The 23,105-nt window shown below is 46.4% G+C and carries 25 protein-coding genes; 23 read left to right on the top strand and 2 right to left on the bottom strand.

The window, feature by feature from the left end; all coding sequences use genetic code 11:
• The first annotated feature begins 7 nt into the window (after positions 1-7).
• The 8 genes from AC0THY_RS15525 (at position 8) to AC0THY_RS15490 (ending at position 7,058) form a co-directional block, all read left to right on the top strand.
• Positions 8-943: an RnfABCDGE type electron transport complex subunit D gene (locus tag AC0THY_RS15525; RefSeq protein WP_489991508.1), complete on the top strand. Its 936-nt coding sequence runs from the start codon at positions 8-10 to the stop codon at positions 941-943.
• Positions 936-1,574 (top strand): RnfABCDGE type electron transport complex subunit G, encoded by a 639-nt coding sequence (locus AC0THY_RS15520; RefSeq protein WP_489991507.1) that lies wholly within the window; start codon positions 936-938, stop codon positions 1,572-1,574. Before AC0THY_RS15525 ends, AC0THY_RS15520 begins: the two co-directional genes overlap by 8 nt.
• A complete protein-coding gene (gene rsxE / locus AC0THY_RS15515; protein ID WP_489991506.1) occupies positions 1,567-2,250 on the top strand; it encodes an electron transport complex subunit RsxE in 684 nt (227 codons plus the stop codon). The genes AC0THY_RS15520 and rsxE overlap by 8 nt, the downstream gene beginning before the upstream one ends.
• Positions 2,247-2,822 carry an electron transport complex subunit RsxA gene (gene rsxA / locus AC0THY_RS15510; protein WP_489991505.1) on the top strand — a complete coding sequence of 192 codons (576 nt, stop codon included), beginning with the start codon at positions 2,247-2,249 and terminating at the stop codon, positions 2,820-2,822. Before rsxE ends, rsxA begins: the two co-directional genes overlap by 4 nt.
• Positions 2,823-2,834: 12 nt before the next feature.
• Positions 2,835-3,641 carry an RnfABCDGE type electron transport complex subunit B gene (locus AC0THY_RS15505; protein WP_489991504.1) on the top strand — a complete coding sequence of 269 codons (807 nt, stop codon included), beginning with the start codon at positions 2,835-2,837 and terminating at the stop codon, positions 3,639-3,641.
• Between the two features lie 50 nt (positions 3,642-3,691).
• A complete protein-coding gene (locus tag AC0THY_RS15500) occupies positions 3,692-4,669 on the top strand; it encodes an AraC family transcriptional regulator (protein ID WP_489991503.1) in 978 nt (325 codons plus the stop codon).
• A gap of 25 nt (positions 4,670-4,694) precedes the next feature.
• Positions 4,695-5,678 (top strand): hypothetical protein, encoded by a 984-nt coding sequence (locus AC0THY_RS15495; RefSeq protein WP_489991502.1) that lies wholly within the window; start codon positions 4,695-4,697, stop codon positions 5,676-5,678.
• Between the two features lie 111 nt (positions 5,679-5,789).
• Positions 5,790-7,058, top strand: a complete 1,269-nt coding sequence (locus AC0THY_RS15490) for an L-rhamnose isomerase (RefSeq protein WP_489991501.1) — start codon at positions 5,790-5,792, stop codon at positions 7,056-7,058.
• A gap of 112 nt (positions 7,059-7,170) precedes the next feature.
• Here AC0THY_RS15490 and AC0THY_RS15485 read toward each other — a convergent pair whose 3' ends face one another.
• Positions 7,171-8,160, bottom strand: coding sequence for an FAD:protein FMN transferase (locus AC0THY_RS15485; protein WP_489991500.1), 990 nt, complete (start codon positions 8,158-8,160; stop codon positions 7,171-7,173).
• A 155-nt stretch (positions 8,161-8,315) separates the two neighbouring features.
• On the opposite strand from AC0THY_RS15485, the gene AC0THY_RS15480 reads away from it, so the two are divergent.
• The 12 genes from AC0THY_RS15480 (at position 8,316) to AC0THY_RS15425 (ending at position 18,246) form a co-directional block, all read left to right on the top strand.
• Positions 8,316-8,996 carry a TIGR00266 family protein gene (locus tag AC0THY_RS15480; RefSeq protein WP_489991499.1) on the top strand — a complete coding sequence of 227 codons (681 nt, stop codon included), beginning with the start codon at positions 8,316-8,318 and terminating at the stop codon, positions 8,994-8,996.
• A gap of 241 nt (positions 8,997-9,237) precedes the next feature.
• Complete coding sequence (locus AC0THY_RS15475; RefSeq protein WP_489991498.1) at positions 9,238-9,558, top strand: PadR family transcriptional regulator; 321 nt, start codon at positions 9,238-9,240, stop codon at positions 9,556-9,558.
• Complete coding sequence (locus AC0THY_RS15470) at positions 9,551-10,135, top strand: DUF1700 domain-containing protein (RefSeq protein ID WP_489991497.1); 585 nt, start codon at positions 9,551-9,553, stop codon at positions 10,133-10,135. Before AC0THY_RS15475 ends, AC0THY_RS15470 begins: the two co-directional genes overlap by 8 nt.
• Positions 10,132-11,310: a DUF4097 family beta strand repeat-containing protein gene (locus tag AC0THY_RS15465; RefSeq protein WP_489991496.1), complete on the top strand. Its 1,179-nt coding sequence runs from the start codon at positions 10,132-10,134 to the stop codon at positions 11,308-11,310. Before AC0THY_RS15470 ends, AC0THY_RS15465 begins: the two co-directional genes overlap by 4 nt.
• Before the next feature lie 216 nt (positions 11,311-11,526).
• On the top strand, positions 11,527-12,549 hold the full coding sequence (locus AC0THY_RS15460; RefSeq protein WP_489991495.1) for a glycosyltransferase family 2 protein: 1,023 nt from the start codon (positions 11,527-11,529) through the stop codon (positions 12,547-12,549).
• A gap of 52 nt (positions 12,550-12,601) precedes the next feature.
• Positions 12,602-13,249, top strand: coding sequence for a putative ABC transporter permease (locus tag AC0THY_RS15455; RefSeq protein WP_489991494.1), 648 nt, complete (start codon positions 12,602-12,604; stop codon positions 13,247-13,249).
• A gap of 25 nt (positions 13,250-13,274) precedes the next feature.
• Entirely contained in the window at positions 13,275-14,204 is a 930-nt protein-coding gene (locus AC0THY_RS15450) for an N-acetylmuramoyl-L-alanine amidase family protein (RefSeq protein WP_489991493.1), read from the top strand.
• A 238-nt stretch (positions 14,205-14,442) separates the two neighbouring features.
• Positions 14,443-14,820, top strand: a complete 378-nt coding sequence (locus tag AC0THY_RS15445; protein WP_489991492.1) for a GntR family transcriptional regulator — start codon at positions 14,443-14,445, stop codon at positions 14,818-14,820.
• Positions 14,817-15,680, top strand: a complete 864-nt coding sequence (locus tag AC0THY_RS15440; protein ID WP_489991491.1) for an ABC transporter ATP-binding protein — start codon at positions 14,817-14,819, stop codon at positions 15,678-15,680. The genes AC0THY_RS15445 and AC0THY_RS15440 overlap by 4 nt, the downstream gene beginning before the upstream one ends.
• Positions 15,677-16,318, top strand: a complete 642-nt coding sequence (locus AC0THY_RS15435; protein ID WP_489991490.1) for an ABC-2 transporter permease — start codon at positions 15,677-15,679, stop codon at positions 16,316-16,318. Before AC0THY_RS15440 ends, AC0THY_RS15435 begins: the two co-directional genes overlap by 4 nt.
• 207 nt (positions 16,319-16,525) lie before the next feature.
• Positions 16,526-17,218 carry an iron-sulfur cluster assembly scaffold protein gene (locus AC0THY_RS15430; protein WP_489991489.1) on the top strand — a complete coding sequence of 231 codons (693 nt, stop codon included), beginning with the start codon at positions 16,526-16,528 and terminating at the stop codon, positions 17,216-17,218.
• A 17-nt stretch (positions 17,219-17,235) separates the two neighbouring features.
• A complete protein-coding gene (locus AC0THY_RS15425) occupies positions 17,236-18,246 on the top strand; it encodes a GGGtGRT protein (RefSeq protein ID WP_489991488.1) in 1,011 nt (336 codons plus the stop codon).
• Between the two features lie 174 nt (positions 18,247-18,420).
• Here AC0THY_RS15425 and AC0THY_RS15420 read toward each other — a convergent pair whose 3' ends face one another.
• The gene (locus tag AC0THY_RS15420; protein ID WP_489991487.1) at positions 18,421-20,016 is read right to left on the bottom strand and encodes an acyl CoA:acetate/3-ketoacid CoA transferase; all 1,596 of its coding nucleotides are present in this window, start codon (positions 20,014-20,016) and stop codon (positions 18,421-18,423) included.
• A gap of 483 nt (positions 20,017-20,499) precedes the next feature.
• Here AC0THY_RS15420 and AC0THY_RS15415 point away from each other — a divergent pair, with 483 nt between their 5' ends.
• From AC0THY_RS15415 to AC0THY_RS15405, 3 genes are read left to right on the top strand one after another with little or no spacing between them, the layout of a single operon-like run.
• Complete coding sequence (locus tag AC0THY_RS15415; RefSeq protein ID WP_489991486.1) at positions 20,500-20,946, top strand: MaoC family dehydratase; 447 nt, start codon at positions 20,500-20,502, stop codon at positions 20,944-20,946.
• A 12-nt stretch (positions 20,947-20,958) separates the two neighbouring features.
• Positions 20,959-21,723, top strand: a complete 765-nt coding sequence (locus AC0THY_RS15410) for an enoyl-CoA hydratase/isomerase family protein (RefSeq protein WP_489991485.1) — start codon at positions 20,959-20,961, stop codon at positions 21,721-21,723.
• 52 nt (positions 21,724-21,775) lie between these two features.
• Complete coding sequence (locus AC0THY_RS15405) at positions 21,776-23,104, top strand: ABC transporter substrate-binding protein (RefSeq protein ID WP_489991484.1); 1,329 nt, start codon at positions 21,776-21,778, stop codon at positions 23,102-23,104.
• Position 23,105 lies beyond the last annotated feature (1 nt).

Genomic DNA, 23,105 nt, shown 5'->3' with positions numbered 1-23,105 from the left:
AGCGAGAATGAGCGACTTATTGAATGTGTCATCCAATCCTCATATCCGGTCACGCCAGACCACAAATTCCATTATGCTTCTGGTAGTGATTGCACTGCTTCCTGCCAGTGCTTTTGGCGTTTACCACTTTGGATTGAATGCGCTGCTGATTATCTTAATATCAATTGGAACCTGTGTGATTACGGAGTACGCGTATGAGACTCTGATGCACAAAAAGGTTACGATAGGGGACTACAGTGCTATTGTAACGGGCCTGCTGCTGGCCCTGAATCTGCCTTCCTCGGCGCCGTGGTGGCTGCCGGTGATCGGCGGTGTGTTTGCGATTTTAGTCGTAAAACAACTATTTGGAGGTCTGGGACAGAACTTTATGAATCCGGCCCTGGGCGCCAGATGTTTTTTGCTGATCTCCTTTACCGGAAGAATGACGAACTTTGCCTATGACGGATTTACAGGGGCTACGCCCCTGGCTGCCATCAAAGCAGGGGAATCAGTGAATGTAATGGATATGCTGGTGGGAAATACGGCTGGAACCATTGGAGAGACCTCCGTCATTGCCATTGTGATCGGAGCTATGATTCTGATCTGGTTTGAGATCATTGACCTGCGGATTCCTGCCACCTACCTGGTCAGCTTTGCAGTCTTTGTACTGCTGTTCGGTGGACATGGATTTGATGCAAATTATCTGATTGCACAGCTTTGCGGAGGCGGACTGATGCTGGGGGCATTCTTTATGGCAACCGACTATGTGACTTCCCCAATTACAAAGACAGGGCAGCTTGTGTACGGATGTATCCTGGGCATTCTTACTGGCCTCTTCCGAATGTATGGAAGCTCGGCTGAGGGCGTATCCTATGCAATCATCTTTGGAAACCTGCTGGTGCCGCTGATTGAGAAGCTGACACCTCCTACAGCCTTTGGAAAAGGAGGGAAAAAGCATGAATAAGATTGTGAAAAATGCCCTGATTCTGATGGCCATCACCTTAGTGTCTGGTATCTGTCTGGGTTTTGTATATGATATCACTAAAGGCCCCATTGAACAGCAGGAGGCATTGGCGCAGGAGGAGGCTTATAAGGCCGTATTCCCGGATATGGCTGCAATGGAACCTCTCTATGATGGGAGTGATGATATGAATGCGGTTAAAGGAAAGGCAGCTCAGGTTCTGGCAGAGAACGGGCTGGAGGCAGTCCACATTGAGGAGGCATACAGGGCCGTGGATTCCGAACAGACCGTACTGGGAGTGGTTATGAATTTGACCACAACGGAAGGATATGGGGGAGACATAAATTTCTCCATGGGCATCCAGAACGATGGAACCGTGAATGGGATCGAGATCCTGACTATAGGTGAGACAGCAGGGCTTGGAATGAAGGCCACAGAGGAGGACTTCCGCGGGCAGTTTGCGGGCAAAAAGGCAGAGAGCTTTGAGGTCACTAAGACAGGAGCCTCAGAGGACAATCAGATCGATGCCATCAGCGGCGCAACCATCACCTCCAATGCCATGACAAAGGGAGTGAATGCGGGCCTGTGTTTCTTTCAGAGCCTCCAGAAGGAAGGAGGAGTTTTAGGTGAATAAGATTACGGAACGTTTACATAACGGTATTGTAAAGGAAAATCCGACTTTTGTGCTGATGCTGGGAATGTGTCCCACACTTGCGGTTACCACCTCAGCCATCAACGGCGTGGGAATGGGTCTGACCACCATGGTGATCCTGGCAATGTCCAATCTGATGATTTCGGCGCTCAGAAAGGTGATTCCTAACGGTGTGCGTATGCCGGCTTTTATCGTGGTCGTGGCATCCTTTGTGACAATCGTACAGTTTTTGCTTCAGGGTTACATCCCCAGTCTCTATGACAGTCTGGGCATCTATATCCCTCTGATTGTGGTAAACTGTATTATTCTGGGCCGTGCAGAGGCTTACGCTTCCCTGAACCCGGTACTTCCGTCCTTTTTCGACGGTGTGGGAATGGGGCTCGGCTTTACGGCAGGCCTAACCTGTATTGGAGCTGTGCGTGAACTGGTGGGAGTTGGGACGCTCTTTGGGTTTCAGATTATGCCTTCCGCCTATGAGCCAGTCACCATCTTTATCCTGGCTCCGGGAGCATTTTTGGTACTGTCCATGCTGACCGCCCTGCAGAATAAGATTAAGAGAAATGCCCAGAGAAAGGGGAAGGAGACAAAGATCGGAACAGGATGCACCGGTTCCTGTGATTCTTGCTCCAGCAGCTGTAAAGGAGGAGAGGTCTCATGAGAGAATTACTGATGATAGCAGTGGGAGCTGCTTTTATTAACAATGTGGTGCTTAGCCAGTTTTTGGGCCTGTGTCCCTTCCTGGGGGTGTCCAAGAAGACTGGAACGGCTGCCGGTATGGGTGGAGCAGTCATCTTTGTCATTACCATTGCCTCCCTGTTTACCAGCCTGATCTATCAGTACATACTGGTACCATTAGATGTCACCTATCTGCAGACCATAGTGTTTATACTGGTGATAGCGGCGCTGGTGCAGTTCGTAGAAATGTTTTTGAAAAAGAGCAGTCCGTCACTATACAATGCTCTGGGGGTATACCTTCCTCTGATTACCACTAACTGTGCAGTTTTGGGTGTGGCCCTGATTAATGTGCAGAAGTCCTACAATGTACTGCAGGGTGTGGTAAACGGATTTGCCACTGCAGTGGGCTTTACGGTTGCCATTGTGCTGATGGCAGGTATCAGAGAAAAAATTGAGTACAATGACATCCCGGAATCCTTTAAGGGTTCCCCCATCGTGCTGTTGACAGCTTGCCTGATGGCCATTGCATTCTTTGGCTTCTCAGGACTGAAATAAGGAGGAGAGGGTATGACAGGAATATTACTGGCCGCTGGGATTGTGGGCGGGACCGGGCTGCTCCTTGGACTGTTTCTGGGAGCGGCAGATAAGGCGTTTAAGGTGGAAGTGGATGAGCGGGAGGAGCGCGTACGGGCGGAGCTTCCCGGCAATAACTGCGGCGGCTGCGGATACGCAGGCTGCGATGCCCTTGCAAAGGCCATTGTGAATGGTGAAGCCGAGGTGGGGGCCTGCCCCGTGGGCGGAGACCCCGTGGCGAAAAAGATCGCGGGCATCATGGGAAAGGAAGCTGGGGAAGGCCAGCACATGGTTGCATTTGTGAAGTGCGCCGGAACCTGTGACAAGACTCACGAAAACTATGATTACTACGGGGCAAAGGACTGTGAAATGTTGGGGTTTGTACCCTCCGGCGGACCAAAGAGCTGCAATTATGGGTGTCTGGGATACGGAACCTGTGTAAAAGCCTGTCCCTTTGACGCGATTCATGTGGCAAATGGAGTTGCAGTGGTGGACAGAGAAAAGTGTAAAGCTTGCGGGAAATGTGTATCCCGCTGTCCAAAGCACTTAATCGAACTGGTGCCCTATGAGATGGAGCACCTGGTGCAGTGTTCCTCAAAGGATAAGGGGAAAGACACGATGAAAGCCTGCCAGGCGGGTTGCATCGGCTGCAAAAAATGCGAAAAGGAGTGTCCCGTGGACGCCATTACCGTGACGGACAATGTAGCCAGCATAGACTACTCCAAATGTGCCAACTGCGGAGTCTGTGCACTGCAGTGTCCGAAGAATATTATTACAAATCCCCCTGAACAAAAGAAATAGGTGGAAATTGCGCACAGAACGTAGTATGATTAAGACAGGAGGAAGAGCAGGTGCGTCAGGAATTGATAGATAGACTGCGCCCGGTGACAGAGGAAGAAAAAAAGATTCTGTCAGGCTGCGGGAGCATTGAGAAAGAAATATACACTACTGGCAAGGAATTTACCATTGACAGTGAAAAGATGCTCACCAAGGGCAGGCTGATTGATATCCGCACACACACCAGGTTTATTGCATTTCCGCCTCACAAACATAACTATATTGAGATTGTGTATATGTGTTCCGGTCAGACTGAGCACATGATCAATGGAAGCACCAAGGTAGTACTGCAAAAGGGAGATCTGCTCTTTATGAACCAGTTTTCCTACCATGAGGTGATGGCAGCAGCGGAGGAGGATATAGGGATCAATTTCATTGTGCTCCCGGAGTTCTTTGACGCTGTGCTGCCCATGCTGAACCAGGAAAATGCGCTGAGCAGCTTTCTGGTGAGCACTCTGAGAAAAAATACGAGTACAGCCGGATATCTCCATTACCGGGTGGCAGATGTGCTTCCGGTACAGAATCTGGTGGAGAATCTGGTCTGGTCCCTGCTGAACCGGCAGGCCAACTACAGGGACATCAACCAGACCACCATGGGGCTGCTGTTTATGCAGCTGGTCAATGAGACAGACCGCATTGAATCCGGCAATCCACAGCAGTATCAGGGCATCTTTGTAATGCAGATACTAAAGTACATTGAAGAAAACTACAAGAATGGTTCTCTGGCGGAGGTGGCTGGGCGTATGAACCAGTCGGTTTCCAATATGAGCAAGCTGATCAAACACTACACGGGAAGGACCTTCAAGGAACTACTGCAGGAGAAGAGGCTGGCACAGGCAGAATATATGCTGAAGGGGACCAGGCTTCCCATCACGGATATTATTTACCAGGTGGGGTATGACAACACCAGCTATTTTCACAGGATTTTCAAGGAGGCCTATGGCATGAGTCCAAAGAGCTACCGCGCTTTGGAAAACAGTCAGGTCAGGTAACAGCGGCCTGCAGAAGGGAGGAAACATGAATAAGAAAAAGACAGGGTTACTATGTATTCTGTTGCTGTTGTTGTGTCTGGGGATGTCTTCCACAGCTCTGGCAGCAGGGGAAGATGGATGGGTGAAGAGAGGGAGCAGCACCTATTATTATCAGAACGGCGTAGCAAGCACAGGATGGACGAAGATTGAAGGGAAAAAGTACTATTTTCTGAAAAAGACAGGCCAGATGGTGATTGGCAGGTATAAGATCGGGAAAAACATGTATTATTTCAATAAGAATGGAGCCATGGTTCGTAAACTGTCCGGGGCAAAGTGGGTGGTGGATGAAAATGGACGCCGCTTTTACAATGGGAATGGTAAATACTCCAAGAAGGCATGGCAGACTATTCAGGGCAAGCGCTATCGGTTTGACAGAAAAGGGTATGCGTTCACCGGATGGAACAAGATCAGAACCGCATGGTATTACTTCGATTCCAAAGGGGCTTTGGTCACGAAAAAGTGGATTAAAACGGACGGAGCCCTCTACTATGTGGGAGCGGACGGCAAGCGTGCCAGCAATACCTGGGTTGGAAAGCGATATGTGGGCGAAGATGGAAAGCGTATCAAGGGCTATGTAGATGAGACCAGGAACAATCCTGCCAAAACCGGATGGGTCGGATATGGAAGGACCTGGAAATATTATGTGAGAGGACGTATGGTTACCGGGTGGAGAACCATTAACGGAAATCGCTACTTCTTCCAACCTACCGGATTCCTGAAAGTGGGCTGGTACAATGACGGCAGGTTCTATTACTTCATGAATACAAATGCGGACCATATCGGAGTGATGTGTACCGGATGGATGAAGATCGACGGAAATTACTATTATTTCTTTACCCAAAAGACCCAGGTTGGAGGAACGCTCTATCCCAAGGGCGCCATGGCCAGGGGAATCGGCCTCAGATCCGCGGGAGGCGGCAAGATCTACAATTTCGACAGTAAGGGCGTGTGCACCAACTTTAACGATTAGTGGAAAATAAGGACGTAAATTCTAAAATTTACGTCCTTGTTTTTTATGTTTATTCCGCTATAATAGCAGTATAAACACGGTAAACGAATTTACGAAAGGCGGAAAAATAACATGTACGATGTAAAGAAAGGCTATGAAGCCGCGAAAGAGTTCTATGCTCAGTACGGTATTGATGTAGACAAGGCAATTGAGATTGCTGACAAAACTCCGATCTCTATGCACTGCTGGCAGGGAGACGATGTTGCAGGAACAGAGTGTAAGGAAGACAAATCCCTGACAGGCGGTATCCAGACAACCGGAAACTATCCGGGAAAAGCCAGAAACGGGGAAGAACTGAGAGCGGATATTGAGGAAGCTATGAGGTTTATTCCCGGTGAACTGAAAGTGAATATTCACGCAAACTATCAGGAGGCAGATCACTTTGTAGACCGCAACGAGATTGCTCCGGAGCATTTCCAGAAATGGGTTGACTGGGCAGTTGAAAAGGGAATCGGTCTGGATTTTAACCCAACTTACTTTGCGCATCCCAAGAGTACAGAGAGAGGAACGCTCTCCTGCGCAGATGAAGACACTCGCAAATTCTGGGTTGAGCATGGCATCAAATGCCGCGAAATCGGTGAGTACTTCTACAAAAAGACCGGAAAGCCCTGTGTGATTAACCACTGGACACCGGATGGCGACAAGGAAGTGCCGGTTGATACACTGGCTCCGAGACAGAGGCTGAAAAAGAGCTATGACGAAATTTTTGAGGCCACAAAGAATGTAGAGGGCGTAATCGACGGCATTGAGTCTAAGGTGTTCGGCATCGGCGCTGAGAGCTACACAGTGGGTTCTCATGAGTTCTGCATGGGATATGTAATGAAGGCGAATCAGGATCATATTATTATGACTCTGGATGCAGGCCACTACCATCCCACAGAGGTGGTTTCCGCGAAGCTTTCCTCCATCTTTACCTTTACCGATTCCGTATTGCTTCATGTGACGCGTCCGGTACGTTGGGATTCTGACCATGTAGTGGGATTTGACGATGAGACAAAGGCAATTTTCGAAGAATTGGTTCGCATGGACAAGTTAAAAGATACATATGTTGCAACGGACTTCTTTGATGCTTCCATCAACCGCATTGCAGCATGGGTGATCGGCCTTAGAAACACCAGAAAAGCCATGCTGGCAGCTTTGCTCCAGCCGGTAGACAAGATGAAAGAGATCGAGGCAGACTGGGATGTAAGCGCAAGGCTGGCTTACAAAGAAGAGTTCAAGGCAGCGCCGTTTGCCATGGTTTGGGATTACTACTGTGCACAGAAGAATGCAGGCGCAGGTCTGGATTGGTTAAAAGAAGTGCAGGATTACGAAAAAGAAGTATTAGCTAAAAGAGTATAACATATTGTATGTTCAGGCCGCTGAGATTCAGCGGCCTGGTCTGATTTTCATGAAGATTAGGTTGGTCTGCCCACAATGTCTTACAGGGAGACAAGGAGGAACACTTTGTGTTTTAGCGGGGAAAATCCGATGAATAGTGTAGCTCCTCATCAGCTGTGACAAATAGGGCTTCCACACCTTCCAGGGACTCGACCATCTCCATCCCCTTTTCTAATCCCAGGCCAAAGCAGGTGGTACTGAGGGCATCCGCCTCAGTGGAGGAGTCAGATAAGATAGTTACGCTGTAGAGATCGTTGTCAAAAGGATAGCCAGTGGATGGATTCAGCAAATGATGATACAGTACCCCATCTTTCTCGAAATACCTTTCATATACGCCGGAGGTAACCAGAGACTGATCAGAGATCGCTGCAGTGGCGATGGAAGTCCCGGCGGAGGAAAAGGGTCTTTGAATACCGATATTCCATAAGGAGCCATCTGGCTTATTCCCCACAGCTAATACATTACCGCCCAGGTTAATCAGGGCACTGCTGACATTTTGGGATTTTAGATATTCCTTTATCTGGTCAGCAATAAAACCCTTGGCAATTCCTCCAAGGTCAATTTCCATCATAGGGTCTTCAAGGGTTACTGTGTTTTCGTTTACTTTGATTTTGCGGTAATCCACGTGTGATAGTGCAGACTTAAGCTTTGAACTCGAAGGGACGCGGTGTGTTTCACTGCGGAAATCCCAGAGAGTAGAAAGGGGAGCTATGCTGCAGTCAAAGATACCTCCTGAAAGCTGTCCGTATGTAATTGCTTGTTTAATAAGGGCAGCTGTTTCAGAATGAACTTCTACCGGCTTTCCATGTCCCAGATTTATCAGATTAATATCGCTTCCTGTGATTGTACGGCTAAGCATTTGCTCGTAATCTCTGCACAGTGAAAGACATTGGTCCAGGATGGATTCGTCTTCTGTGCCATAAACAGTCAGAGTGATAGCCGTATCAAAATAAAAACCGCTTTTGGAGAGTGGTTCTGGTTCTCTGTTTTGGCATCCTGTCAAAATCAGAAAAAAAACAGTAGGAAAGAAAATAGATAAAGTAATTTTGCGTAACCTTGGCATAAAACTACCTCCCGGATGTCATAGAATTATAGGTTTCATTATATAGTTGTAAAATATGGTTTGCAAGAGCTATCTTTCTGTATTACACTTAGAGAAACAGCATTGTTATTTTGTTATTGAGTAAATGGAATAAAATATGGTTAGGAGGAAAAATTATGCAGTATCAGTTGATCGGTCAGGTTATGCCTGCAGTGGAAGTGAAAATGAACCGTGGAGAGTCCATGTACACCCAGTCAGGCGGAATGGCTTGGATGAGTGATGGAATTTCTATGAATACCAACGCCAGGGGCGGTATCATGAAAGGGTTTGGAAGAATGTTCTCAGGGGAGAGCTTCTTTATGACTACCTATCGTGCTGAAAGAGATGAGGCTTTTATCGGATTCTCGTCAACTGTGCCGGGGGAGATCCTGCCGGTGGAAATGAACGGGTACGCTAGCCTGATATGCCAGAAAGGGACTTTTCTATGTGCGGAGGAATCTGTCAGCACAAAAGTGGCCTTTACCAAAAAGTTATCAGCAGGCCTGTTTGGAGGAGAAGGATTTATTCTGCAGGAGATTTCAGGAAACGGGATGCTTTTTTTGGAAATTGACGGAAACAGGGTAGAAAAGCAGCTGGCTCCTGGTGAAGTGCTCAAGGTGGACACTGGAAATGTGGTAGCATTTGAAAGCACGATCCGTTATGAGATTGAAACAATAAAGGGAGGAATGAATTTATTTCTGGGCGGTGAGGGCTTGTTTATCACCAGACTAACAGGGCCTGGAAGAGTGATTTTACAGACTCAGAATTTTAATGAATTTGTGGGAAGGATACGTACCTATATTCCAAGCCAGGGATAAGGAGAAAATGTAAAATCCAAAGCAAACAAAGTGAATAATCAGTGATATAAGAATGGCTCTGCATGAATCCCACCCTTTGGGAAGCGTAAATTCATGCAGGGCTGTTTTTGTTTTGGAAACCAGAAGCTTCTTTTGTAAAAATAGGTATTGATTTTATATATTATATAGTGTATAATATGTAAAAATAGATCATATATATATTTCAGATATATATTGAAAAAGTATCCAAAGGAGGATGTGCATGATATACCAATTGGGTTCAACGCTGATTGACGCCATTGTGCTGGCGATCATCGCAAGGGGAGATGCTTACGGATATTCCATTTCCCAGCAAATCAAAAGGGTATCCGATGTGAAGGAATCTACACTGTATCCAGTGCTCAGGAGGCTTCAGCAAAACGGTTACCTAGGGACTTATGATCAGCCCTACCAGGGGCGGAACCGCAAGTATTATTACATTACAGAAGAGGGAAAGCAGCAGTATCAATACTATGTGGATGAGTGGAAAAAATACCGGATAGAGGTAGAGGATATTATTTTGGGAGGTTTGAAGAATGAATAAAGAGCAATATCTGAGGGCGCTTGCCGGTGAGCTGCGCAAGCTGCCAAAAGAAGAATATGAAAGAGCCATTGACTATTATGTAGAGTATTTTGAGGATGCAGGACCTGAGCATGAGGAGGAGGCCATCAATGACCTGGGGACGCCCCACGAGGTGGCATCACAGATTATCACGGAAGCAGCTATGAAACGCATGGATAATCCAGCAACCTCTGTGAAAAAGGGCTTCAGCACAATTTGGCTGGTAATCTTAGCTGTCTGTGCAGCCCCCATAGCTTTGCCTATGGCGATCGCAATTGTCGTAATGGTGGGAGCGGTTCTTGTCATGATCGGTGTGGCAATGGTGGGTGTAATCGTTTCTGTGGCAGGTTTTTTGGCAACAGGGGTGGTATCGATTGTGGGAGGCATAGCAGTCATGTTCCGCCAGCCGGCTTCCGGCATAGTAAACTTTGGAGCAGGCCTTGTGATCGTTGGCTTCAGCATATTAGCGGGATTTCTGCTTTGCTGGATTTTAAAATGGATATTTAAGGGAGTGCGCGCATTATTTAGAAAGATTGTAAAAAGGGGGAAAAAGAGATGAAAAAATATCAAAAAGTGCTGCTGATTACATCAGGATGCCTGATACTTGGCGGAGGAATTATTATGACAGCCGGGTGGGCTTCAGGAGGAAGAATCGGTTTTCAGATTACTCCGGCAGGTATCCGGACCACAGAGGACTATCAGGGCGAGTTTATTGAGAAAAGTGTGGATTTAAAGAACGTAAAAAAGCTGAACATTAATGTTCATGAGGCAGATATTGAGATACTGGAAGGGGAGAACTTTCATCTGGAATACGGTTACGATAATGCTGCCCAGAGTTTAAAGGAGGAGGTAAAAGATGGAACCTATCATCTAGCCTCCAAAAATGTTCCGAGACAAATCTATTGGAGCGGACTTAGCTTTGGCAGCATGTCATACCAGTCAGGAGACAGTTATGTGAGAATCTATATCCCCAAGGGCAAGCAACTGGAGGATGTGCAGATTACGGATGGCTACGGAAATGTAACAGTGGAGACGGCAGATGCAAACACATTTATTATAAATGCTGAGTCAGGAGATGTGAACGTCAAAAACCTGAAGGCACAGACTGCCTCATTAAATACAGACTATGGAAGATTTCAGATGGATTCCAGCACGGTGACGGATTTAACAGTGAATAATGAGAGCGGGGAGGGAAAAGTCAATGATCTGACAGCAGAAAAGGTGAGTATGAACTTTGCCTATGGAAATATGTCACTGAAGGATATTACGACGGACAGTCTCAACTTGTATTCTGAGTCCGGAAAGATTTCCGTAGAGAATCTGGCGGGTTCAGGAAAAAATAAATTGGCCAAAAGTATGGTTTTGGGCGCTGAATACGGAGAAATCTATCTGACAAATGTGGAAACCAGCTACCTGGAGATTTCCAGTGAGAGCGGGAACATAGAAGGTAATCTAATCACTGCAGCAGAGGCTAAGATGGACATTGACTATGGAGAGTGCGATATGAAACAGTTCACCTCCAAGAAGGTGGATGTGGACAGCGAATCCGGTGATATAGACCTGGTAATGACCGGTAAAGAGGACGAATATGATATATCCATGATCACGGATTACGGCAGCGCAACACTCAATGGCAAGGACTACGGCACCAACTTTATAAGGGAAAAGGGCGCCAGGAATAAACTGGAACTGAAGGCGGAAAGCGGGAGCATAAAGATTTCCACAGAAAATTGATAAAGTATAGATAAATTTAAACTAAGATAAAAGGTAACAATTCAACAGGCCTGCGCCTTTACTGCGCTGACCGTAAGAAAATGATTCAGGAGTGCAAAAATTCCATCACCAAAGGTGATCTTAAATGGATTTTTGCAAGTAGCTGTGAGGGTACGGAACAGTTACGAAAAAAGAGAACAGAGGAGCAGCTTACTTGAAGGAAAATGAGGGCGGATTATGAAGTTATTATCAATTATTGTACCCTGTTATAATTCACAGGACTATATGAAGCACTGTATATCTACACTGCTGACAGGGGGCGACGATGTGGAGATTCTGGTGATTGATGACGGATCATCGGACAATACACTGGCCATTGCCCAGAGGTATGTGATGCAGTATCCGGACATTGTCCGCGCAATCCATCAGGAGAACAAAGGGCATGGAGGCGCGTTAAACACTGGTATTCAATATGCCACGGGACAGTATCTCAAGGTGGTAGACAGCGACGACTGGGTGAATGTGGACGCCTATCTCCAGGTTCTTCAGGAGCTGCGCAGGGTAGTAAAGGAACAGCAGCCTCTGGATATGCTGGTTACCAATTTTGTCTATGAAAAGCAGGGCGCGAAGCGGAAAAAGGTGGTCAATTATCACAGGTTTATGGATGACAAGTATATGTTCCTATGGAGTGGGATGAAACCTCTGCCCATCACCAATTACCTGATGATGCATTCCATTATTTACCGGACAGAAGTGGTTCGGATGTCCGGGCTGGAATTGCCGGAAAACACGTTCTATGTGGATAACCTGTATGCGTTTGTTCCCCTTCCCTATGTGGAGACAATCCGCTATATGGACGTCAACCTCTACCGCTATTTTATCGGGCGCTGCGGCCAATCTGTACAGGAGAGCGTGATGTGCCGCAGGTTTGAACAGCAGTACTATGTAAATGTACAGATGATTGACTATATGGAAAAGGTATTGGGGAAGATCAAAGAGTCTGCCCTGAGAAAAACCATGATTACCAGCCTGAAATTGGTCATGGCCATTACCTCTATCGTGGCGCTTCTGAGCGGGACAGAGGAGAGAAGAAAGGATAAGAGGGCAATCTGGCAGTATTTGAAGGATGCAGACAAAAAGCTTTACCGGCGCGTACGCTACAGCTTTCTGGGCATCGGTGTAAACCTTCCGGGCAGGTGGGGCCGGAAGGCAGCCATTGGCTGTTATCATATACTCCAGAGACTGTACGGTTTTAACTAAAGAAACACATCGTGAGACAGAGTGATTGAGAAAAAGAAGGAAGTGTGTTAGAATGAGAGAAAAGTTTGCAGAAGGATTTAATTTTTACAAGGTGTTTTGGATTTTTGTCCTGGGAGGAATTCTGGGATGTCTGGTAGAGACGGTCTGGTGCTATTTTGCATTTGGCGAACTGTCCAGCAGGACCAGCAATCTGTTTTTGCCGTTCAGCACAGTCTGGGGACTTGGATGTGCGCTGTTCAGCATACTCCTCCATGGCAATGGAGACAAAAGGACAGGAATGCTCTTTATCAAGGGATATGTTCTGGGAGGTGTATTTGAGTTTTTCTGCGGCTGGATATGCCAGCAGGCTCTGGGAGTTACATTCTGGGACTACAGCGGACTTCCTCTATCCCTGGGCAATTACGTAAATCTGGTCTTTTGTGCTTTTTGGGGTATTGCGGCGATTGTGTGGACAAAGAAGGTATACCCATTTCTGTCTCGTCTGATCGAACGCGTGCCTGCAAAAGGGGGAACCATTGCCACGTGGTGTATGGTAGGGTTCATGATTTTATCCATCAGCGTGTCCGCCCTGGCATTGATGAGGATGTCAGCGAGACATGAGAACAAACCGGCGACCAACAGAATAGAGTCTCATCTGGACAAATATTATACGGATCAACTGCTGGAGCAGTTCTTCCCAAAGATGAAATACATATCATAAGCAGAAAAGTTAAGGGGGATGAGAGGTGAAAAAATTTTGGTGTGGATTCGCGCTGCTGTTTCTATGCATACTGTCTGTACCTGCCCTGTCTGTTAAGGCAGATGCGGCAAATAAGGGGACAGAGTCGGAACAGGGGTATACTGGCTGGAAAACAAAGAAGGGCGAAAAGTATTACTATCTGGATGGAGTGATGCAAAAAAAGTGGCAGGTTATTCAGGGGAAGAAGTATTACTTTAACAAAAAAGGCATGATGCTGACCGGATGGCAGAAGATTAACACAAAGTGGTATCAGTTCAGCAAAAAAGGGGTGTACCTGGGAAGAACCCGGAAAAAGACGATTGTACTGGACCCCGGACATTCAGCCAGGATGACAGGGGGCACAGAGCCACTGGGACCAGGGGCTTCACAGCAAAAGGCCAAAGATGCGACTGGAACCCAGGGGATTGCCACCAATGTTGCGGAATATAAGCTGACTCTGGTGATTGCTAAAAAGGTAAAAAAAGAGCTGGAGTCAAGGGGATACCGCGTGTTAATGACAAGGACTACAAACCGAAAGGCCATCAGCTGTAAAGAGCGGGCAATGGTCGCAAATCGGGCCGGGGCAGATGCTTTTATACGTATCCATGCCAACGGAAGCGGTGATTTAGGTGTACACGGAGCCATGACCATCTGTACCACAGGGAACAGTCCTTATGTGTCAAAAAGCCTGTCCCAAAAGAGTAAGAAGCTGTCATCTGCGCTTTTGGATGCATATGTGAAGGCGACGGGAGCCAGAAAAGAGTATGTCTGGGAGACAGACAGCATGAGCGGAAATAACTGGAGTAAGGTTCCGGCAGCTATTATTGAGATGGGCTATATGACGAACCCAACAGAAGATCGCAGGATGCAGACAGCTATCTACCAGAAAAGGATGGTAAAAGGGATAGCGAATGGGATCGATGAATACTTCAGATAAAAAAGTAAGCGTACCGAAGTCGAATAGCTGCAAGCTGAATATCGTATAGAAAACCACTGACACCAGTGGTTTTTTCTATGTCAAAAATTACCTGGTCATTTCCGAAAATTACCCGGTCAGTTTTGAAAAATTACCTGGTCATTTTGGGAAATTTACTATTGACAAAGTGTATATATGGTGATATAAATGTATATATAAAATATATACAATAATTACAAACGGGAAGGGAAGCGGATAAATGGATATCATTATCAGCAATTCCAGTGGAAAACCGATCTATGAACAGATCACCGGGCAGATTAAAAATATGATCATGTCCGGAGAATTAAAGCCCGGAGATGCGCTGCCTTCCATGAGACTTTTGGCAAAAGAGCTGAGAATCAGCGTGATCACTACAAAACGGGCCTATGAGGATCTGGAGAGAGACGGATTTATCACTACTATGGTGGGACGCGGTAGCTTTGTTGCAGAGTCCAATATGGAGATACTGAAGGAGGAGCAGCTGCGGATTGTAGAGCAGAAGCTACAGGAGGCGGTTGACCAGGGGAGAAAAAGCGGTGTTACTTTGGCGGAAATGCAGGAGATACTTTCTATGCTGTATAAGGAGGATGAATGATGGAGTATGCAATTGAAGTAAAAGATCTTTGCAAAAATTATAATAAGTTTCAGCTGGATCACGTTTCTTTACAGGTGCCATGCGGAAGCATTGTGGGATTTGTAGGAGAAAACGGAGCAGGTAAGAGTACCACAATCAAAGGTATCCTGGGTCTGCTGAAAAAGGATGGAGGGAGCGTGAAGATTTTCGGCAGGGAGTATAGCCCGGAAGACTTAGAGCTTAAAGAATCCATAGGGGTGGTGTTTGACGGATGCCTGTTTCATGAGAATCTACGAGTCAGAGAAATCAATAAAATTATGAAGAATATTTACAAAACATGGGAAGAGGAAAAGTTTTGGGAGTACTTAAAAAAGCTGAGAGTGGATGACACAAAGCTGGTAAAGGAGTTGTCCAGAGGAAATAAAATGAAGGTATCCCTGGCAGTAGCTCTCTCACACGGTGCAAAGCTGCTGATCCTGGATGAGGCGACCAGCGGGTTAGATCCCATGATCAGGGACCAGATTCTGGATATTTTCTTGGAGTTTATCCAGAACGAGGAACACAGTATTCTTGTTTCCTCACATATAATCAGCGACCTGGAAAAAGTGGCGGATTACATTGCATTTATTCATAAGGGAAAGCTTCAGTTTGTGGAAAGTAAAGATAGGCTTCTGTACCATTATGGACTGGTACGCTGTACAAAAAAGGAATTTGAGAGTTTAGACCGTGCACATATGGTTGGAGTGAGAAAAAACAGTTTTGGTTATGAGGTAATGGTAGACAACAGGCCGGAACTGGAAAAGCGGACGCACACCTATGTGTTGGACCAGGTGACAATTGAGGAGATTATGCTCTTTCAGACAAAGGGGGATATGGCATGAAAGGATTGATTTTAAAGGACCTGTACAATATGAGAAACTATGGTAAGTCTTTGGGCATTGTTTTCGGGATGATGGCAATTTTTGGGATAGTGTTAAAAAATCCGTCCTATGTCACTGCCATGATGATATTCCTGGCGTTAAATGCTTCCCTTTCCCTGATGTCCCTGGATGAGCAGGTTAAATGGGATCAATACGCATTGACTATGCCTGTAAATAAAAGCCTGCTTGTCAAGGAAAAACTGTTTCTATCAACGCTCTTTACAATAGGTGGTGGTGTTTTGTCACTCATTCTGGGCGTTGTTCTGACGAGTATTTTCGGAGGAGATCAAGAGCTGTTGGTAAAGTGTACGTTGGTTGGAGTCTATTTTATTCTCCTTGTGCTGGCTTTTCTCATACCAGTCATATTTAAATACGGAGTGGAAAAGGGCAGATTTATTATGATAGCCAGTGTCCTGATACCAGTTGTAGTTTTTGTTATGGCTATGAAATACCTGGAGGGCAGAAAGATACCGTTCACAGATGAGATGTTTATGAATGCCCTAAATGGAGTGACTGTCGCAGGTGTTGTGGTAGTGATCGCAGCCCTCTTTGTCTCCTACAGGGTATCCATTCAAGTGTATAAGAACAAAGAGTGGTAAGGAAAAGTCTTTTTACAAGGGAAAGCCAATGGGTTTTCCCTTGCTGTCTGTTGTTACCGCACGAATAATAGGCTAGAAACAAAAATTTAAAATTCTACTGGACTAATTTGACGATTTATGAGAAAATATTCTCAGGTATGGCGTGGGATATAGCTATATCTCATGTTTACATATGTAAAGTCATTTATATTTGAAAGGAGTCTTAAAATGATTTATTCACATGAAGTAGAAAAAATGTGTCCAGTGGCCCAGGGCGTTGCACATGGCGCTGCTCCGATTCCGGAAGAGGCAAAATGGGTAAAGGCAAAAGAGATCAAAGACATTTCAGGCTTAACACATGGTGTGGGCTGGTGTGCACCTCAGCAGGGTACCTGTAAGCTGACATTGAATGTTAAAGAGGGAATCATTCAGGAATGTCTGGTGGAGACCATCGGATGTTCAGGAATGACTCACTCCGCAGCCATGGCTTCTGAGATTCTGCCGGGCAGAACTGTTTTGGAAGCATTAAATACAGACCTCGTTTGTGACGCTATCAATACGGCTATGAGAGAGCTGTTCTTACAGATCGTTTACGGAAGAAGTCAGAGTGCTTTCTCTGAGGATGGACTTCCCATCGGTGCAGGTCTGGAGGACTTAGGAAAAGGACTTCGTTCTCAGGTAGGTACCATGTACGGTACTCTTGCAAAAGGTCCTCGTTACCTTGAAATGACAGACGGTTATGTGACCGGCATTGCTCTGAATGATGATGACGAGATCATTGGATACCAGTTCGTAAGCTTTGGAAAAATGATGGATTTCATCAAAGCAGGCGATGATGCAAACACTGCCTTTGAAAAAGCAAAAGGTCAGTATGGCAGAGTTGCAGATGCAGTGAAGATCATTGACCCGAGAAACGAGTAATTGAGGAGGAATAGAAGATGGCTTTATTTGAATCATATGAGAGAAGAGAAAAACAGATTCTGGCTAAATTAGCAGAATATGGAATTAATTCAATCGAAGAGGCAGCAGAGATTACAAAAGCTGCTGGCTTGGATGTATATCATCAGGTGGAAGGCATTCAGCCAATCTGCTTTGAAAACGCAAAATGGGCTTACACAGTAGGCGCAGCGATCGCAATCAAAAAAGGCTGTACAAGAGCCGCAGATGCAGCAGCAGCAATCGGTGAGGGACTTCAGTCCTTCTGTATCCCCGGATCTGTAGCAGACCAGCGTAAGGTAGGTCTGGGACACGGCAATCTGGGTAAGATGCTTCTGGAAGAGGACACAAAATGCTTTGCTTTCTTGGCAGGCCATGAGTCTTTTGCAGCAGCAGAGGGCGCAATCGGTATCGCAGAGAAGGCAAACAAAGTTCGAAAAGAGCCGCTGCGCGTTATCTTAAACGGTCTTGGAAAAGATGCTGCTCAGATTATTGCCAGAATCAACGGCTTCACCTATGTAGAGACAGAGATGGATTACTACACAGGAGAGGTAAAAGAAGTATTCCGCAAGGCATACTCTGAGGGTCTTCGTGCAAAGGTTAACTGCTACGGTGCAAATGATGTAACCGAGGGAGTTGCCATAATGCACAAAGAGGGTGTAGATGTTTCCATCACAGGAAACTCCACCAACCCCACACGTTTCCAGCATCCGGTTGCAGGTACCTATAAGAAAGAGTGTATTGAGCAGGGTAAGAAATATTTCTCAGTGGCATCAGGCGGCGGTACAGGACGTACCCTTCACCCGGACAACATGGCTGCAGGACCGGCTTCCTATGGTATGACTGACACCATGGGACGTATGCATTCAGATGCACAGTTCGCAGGTTCCTCCTCTGTACCGGCTCATGTAGAGATGATGGGTCTGATCGGCGCAGGAAATAACCCGATGGTTGGAATGACTGTGGCTGTGGCTGTGGCGATTGAGGAAGCGGCTAAGGCTGGGAAATTCTAATTAGATTAAAAAATAAAGTGATTAAACAGGACCGCACTAACCTTTAATGGTTGGTGCGGTTTTTGGGACTGTGGTAACAGTTCAGGCAGGCAATTTTACTGGATTTATGCATTGACAGGGCAGCTTGGCTGAACTGTTACGGACTGTGAATATATGAGTAGCAATAATAGTGATCTAGTGAATCTCTTGAATCGTATTCTGATCAAAAATTTCTTTTAAACCGAAAAGCCCATCTCGGTAGATAATGGGGTTGATGGTTTTTAAACCAGGTGAAATACTGGGAACAAACTCCATCTGATCAAGTACATCCCTCTGCAGATCGATTCCCTTCGCGATTTCAATGAGCACAGGCCCGTCCTCTGTAAGCTCAAAAACAGCGCGCTCAGTGACAAAGTAGGCCTTCTGGCCTTTGGAAGTGTTGTATTTGGCGTTATAGGAAACCTGCATGACTTTTTTCTTAAATTTCTTAATAGTCCCCTCCTGTAAAATGGTGAGCCCCCTCTTCTCGTCGAAAGAAACCCGGAGTCCCTTTACCGTAAAGGTAGAACAGAAGCACACGGTTTTGGCCATGGTGGTGATATCGATAAATCCTCCGCAGCCAGGCGCTATATTTCCCATCTTAGTGGAATTGACATTCCCATCCTCATCCATCTCTCCGCATCCCATAAAGGTAAAATCCACTCCGCGGCCGTTGTATAAGTCGAACTGTACATTCTGGGGGATCAGGGCAGTGGGATTTCGGGATATGCCGAAATCCCCTCCTCCGGCAGGGACACCCCCGTAAACGCCGGATTCTACCGTAAGCGTGATGCTGTCTTTCAGCCCTTCCTCCGCCAGTATGGGACCCATGGCATCTGTCGGGACGCCTGTTCCGGTGTTGATAATCGCATTGTGATACATGTACATGGCGGCCCGGCGGACAATGACTTTTCTTTCATTTAATGGCATTGGGGCAATGGAGGATTCCGGCACCTGCAGCTTTCCGCAGCAGGAATCATCCTGATACCATCCACAGGACTGCTTGTGATCCTCCTGCAGATTTTCGCACACTACAATGCCATCCACGAATACTCCGGGTACTTCCACTTCTTTTGGCGGAAGGGAACCATTTTTTACGATGCGCTTGACCTGAGCAACCACTTTTCCGCCATATCTCTTGGCAGCCAGCACAGCAGGCAGTGTTTCCATCTTTATAGGCTCGTCCACACAGGACAGGTTTCCGTCTTCATCCGCATAGGTGGCGCGGATAATCAGATAATCCAGGGGGATATGCTTGTATTGAAGAAACTCCTCGCCGTCTATGGAGATTCTCTTTACCATATCCGCTGTGGATATGGGATTCATCTTCCCGCCTTCGTATCTGGGGTCCAGGAAGGTTTCCAGACCAATTCTGGAGATGGAGCCCGGCTTTTTGCCGCACATGTCGTGAAACATATTGTTCATCACTCCAAAAGGCATACAGTAGGCTTCCACCTTACTGTTTGAGATCATATTCATGATCTTTGGGGCAAGACCCCAGTGTGAGCCGATGATTCTCTTCAGCAGTCCTTCGTGGGCAAGATGCTCGATACCGCCAAAACGGTCACTGAAGCCGGCTGGATGAAAGAGGATGAGATCTCTCGGATGACCTTTCTCCAGGAAACTTCGTTCAATCTCTTTAAAGACTGCCTCTGCGATGCCCATCATGGTCATTCCGATGGTTGCTATGGTGTCACCATCCCTGATCAGTTCAACTGCCTCTCTTACATTGTATTGCTGTGGTGTTAACATATATATTTTCCTCCAGTTTTTAAACAGAAAAAAGTTTATGTGAATACGTAAGCAGAAAAGCAAGAAAAGTGAAAGCGATTTCAAAAAAGAGAAAAATAAATAATAAAAACTAAAATTATAAGAAAATATCATTTAAAAAGCATTGTAATCTTTTTATATGACAAGTTAAGAATAACACATATTTAAAAAAAAGCAATAGTAAATGTTGGAAAAACTGAAAAAATACGTAAAAAGGCAAGAAGCGGATAGCGAAAGAAAGCGCATACATATTAAATTTAGATAAATTACACAGAAATGAAAAGGTAATTATGTACAAAATATCCAATTTACAGAAGGAAAAAAAGATGTTATTCTGAAATCACAGAAAAAGAGAGAAAAGATAATGAAAGCGATTACAGTCAAGGATATAAAATAAGTACAGGTGTTTTAAAATTCCACAGTAGAGTAAATAAGTTTCTTACATAAAAGATGAGGAGGACGTTCATGGTTTATACTTATAGCCAGCTTAGGGAGGGGGACAGCAATGCATTTGAAAAAACCATCACGGCAGCGGACATTCTTTTGTTTTCTGCGGTGTCCGGAGACTGCAACCCTATGCATATTAATGAGGAATTTGCCAAAAGATCAAAGTTTGGCGGGAGGATCGCACACGGAGCATTGACTTCCAGCCTGATTTCCACGGCATTGACAAATGCTTTCCCTACATCCATCTATATTTCCCAGTACTCTGAGTTCAAAGCTCCGGTTTATGTGGGAGATACAGTGAAGGCCGTGGTAACTTGTATAGAAAAATTGGGGAAAGGGCGCGTAAAGCTGCAGACGAACTGCTATAACCAGGATGGAGTACTGATTCTGGAGGGGGAAGCCGTTACCAGGCTTGCCAGGGAGGAAGAGACGTCTGAGTACAATGGGAAAGTGAGGAACGCGTGATTGGAGAACATTATGGAATATGAGTTTGTGAAGTTAAAAGTAGAGAACAGAATCTGTACGATATCAGTGAACCGCCCTCCGGTCAATGCCATCAATGCACAGACTTACCGGGAGCTGACGGATGCGTTTACCAGCATCAACTTCCGAAGTGATATCAGCGTAGTGGTGTTTCACGGGGAGGGCAGAGGATTTATAGCGGGAAACGATATCAATGACATTAAAACTATGACAAAAGAGAATCACCATGCCTATCAGGACGTGCTCTGTGGCTGCGCGCTCAGTGTGATGAGGTGCAAATATCCGGTGATTGGCGCAATACACAAATTTGCGCTGGGCGCTGGATTGGTGTTCGCATCTGCCTGTGACATTGTAATTGCTGCGGAGGATACCAGGTTTGGAATTCCTGAGGTGACGCTCAGCATTGTATCCGGGTCCAGTTTTTTAAGCCTTATGGTGCCGGACAAGATTGTGCGTTACATGGCGCTGACCGGAAAGAGTATTACGGCTCAACAGATGCAGGAGTACGGGGGAATCTGGAAGGCTGTAAAAGGGGATAAGCTGATGGGGGAAGCTATGGACCTGGCCAGGGAAATGGTGGGAAATCCGCCCACTGCAATGCAGTTTTCCAAGGAGGCCATCAACATGAACCGGAATGCGCAGATTGAGAAAAAGTTTTTGACAGAGACACTTTATACAGACCGGATGCTGGGAAGTCCGGAAAAGACAGAGTGTACCAATGCTTTTTTTGAGAAGAGAAAACCGAATTTTGGATTCTGAAAGAATCGTGACGATTCAAAGGATCTAAAAATAGAAAAAGGAGAAGGATCATATGAAGAGAAGAGTATTAGCGGGATTAATGGCAGCACTGATGGTATGCAGCATGGTGGGATGCAGTGTACACGGCGGAACCAATGGGGGCACGGATACAGCGGCGGCAACCCCCGAATCAAAGGAATACCCGGATTCCGGAAATGAGACGAAGGGTGAGTCCTCAGGCGGGGCAGAGACTTCCTCCGGGGACACTATTAAAATCGCTGCGTTTATCAATGTATCAGGGAGCGGGGCGGACGCCGGAGTCCTGAATATGAATGGAGCCCAGCTGGCCATTGATAATATCAATGAGGCAGGAGGGATACAGTCTTTGGGAGGTAAAAAGCTGGAACTGGTAGTGGGGGACACCATGTCGGATACCTCCCAGGCAAAGGCAGTGTGCGAGCGTGTCATGGCGGATCATTCCATTGTGGCGGGAATCGGTATCGGGGGCAGTTCCTACACCATTCCCATGATGCCGGTATTTGAAAAGATGGAGAAACCCTTTGTGCAGATTGGAGTCTCCACCAACATTACAAACCAGGGGTACACCTATACATTCCAACCGGTGCCCAATGGAGAGTCTTTTGGAAGCACCCAGGTGGAATTTCTGCAGTATCTGGGCGAGTCTCAGGGGATTGAGGTAAGCAAGGTTGGGATCATCTATGAGAATACGGAGTACGGACTGTCCACTGCCCAGACAAACAAGGAAGTGGCGGAGGCGGCCGGCTATGAGGTGGTCTATGATGAGTCCTTTACAACACCCAGCTCTGACCTCTCATCCCTGGTGGTGGCGCTGAAGAACTCCGGTGCTGAGGCCATATTTCCGGTCTGTTTCTCACAGGATGCCAAGCTGCTGTTTAATACCATGAATACCATGGATTACCACCCGGTTATTGTGGGCGGCGGAGCAGGTTTTCTTTTCCCTGCATTTGCCCAGGAGCTGGGAGAAGATGTGGATGGAATTGTCTCTGTGGGGTCCAATTCCTGGGACAGCAAGAGCATGACAGACAATCAGGAGCTTGCAGAGATTGCGCAGCAGTATGAAGAGAAATACGGCACCTTCATGGCAGAGCACGCTGTGGGTTACTACAACAATATCTATATTATTGCCAAGGCTTTGGAGGAATGCGGCTCCACAGATGGGGCGGTGCTCAGGGAAACGATTGCTAATCTGCACATTCCTACACTCCAGCCAGGCGGGGAATTAAATTTTGATGAGACGGGTGCAAACACCAATGCGAGGGCCGTGATGATCCAGTGGCAGAAATGCGAGGATGGAGAGTATCGCCCCAAAACGGTATATCCGGAGGAGGAGGCTAACGCCGCGTATCAGTCAAAAGAATAGG

The organism is Ruminococcus sp. 8Y-12 (assembly GCF_058119865.1).
This window is presented reverse-complemented; position numbering and strand designations above follow the sequence as displayed.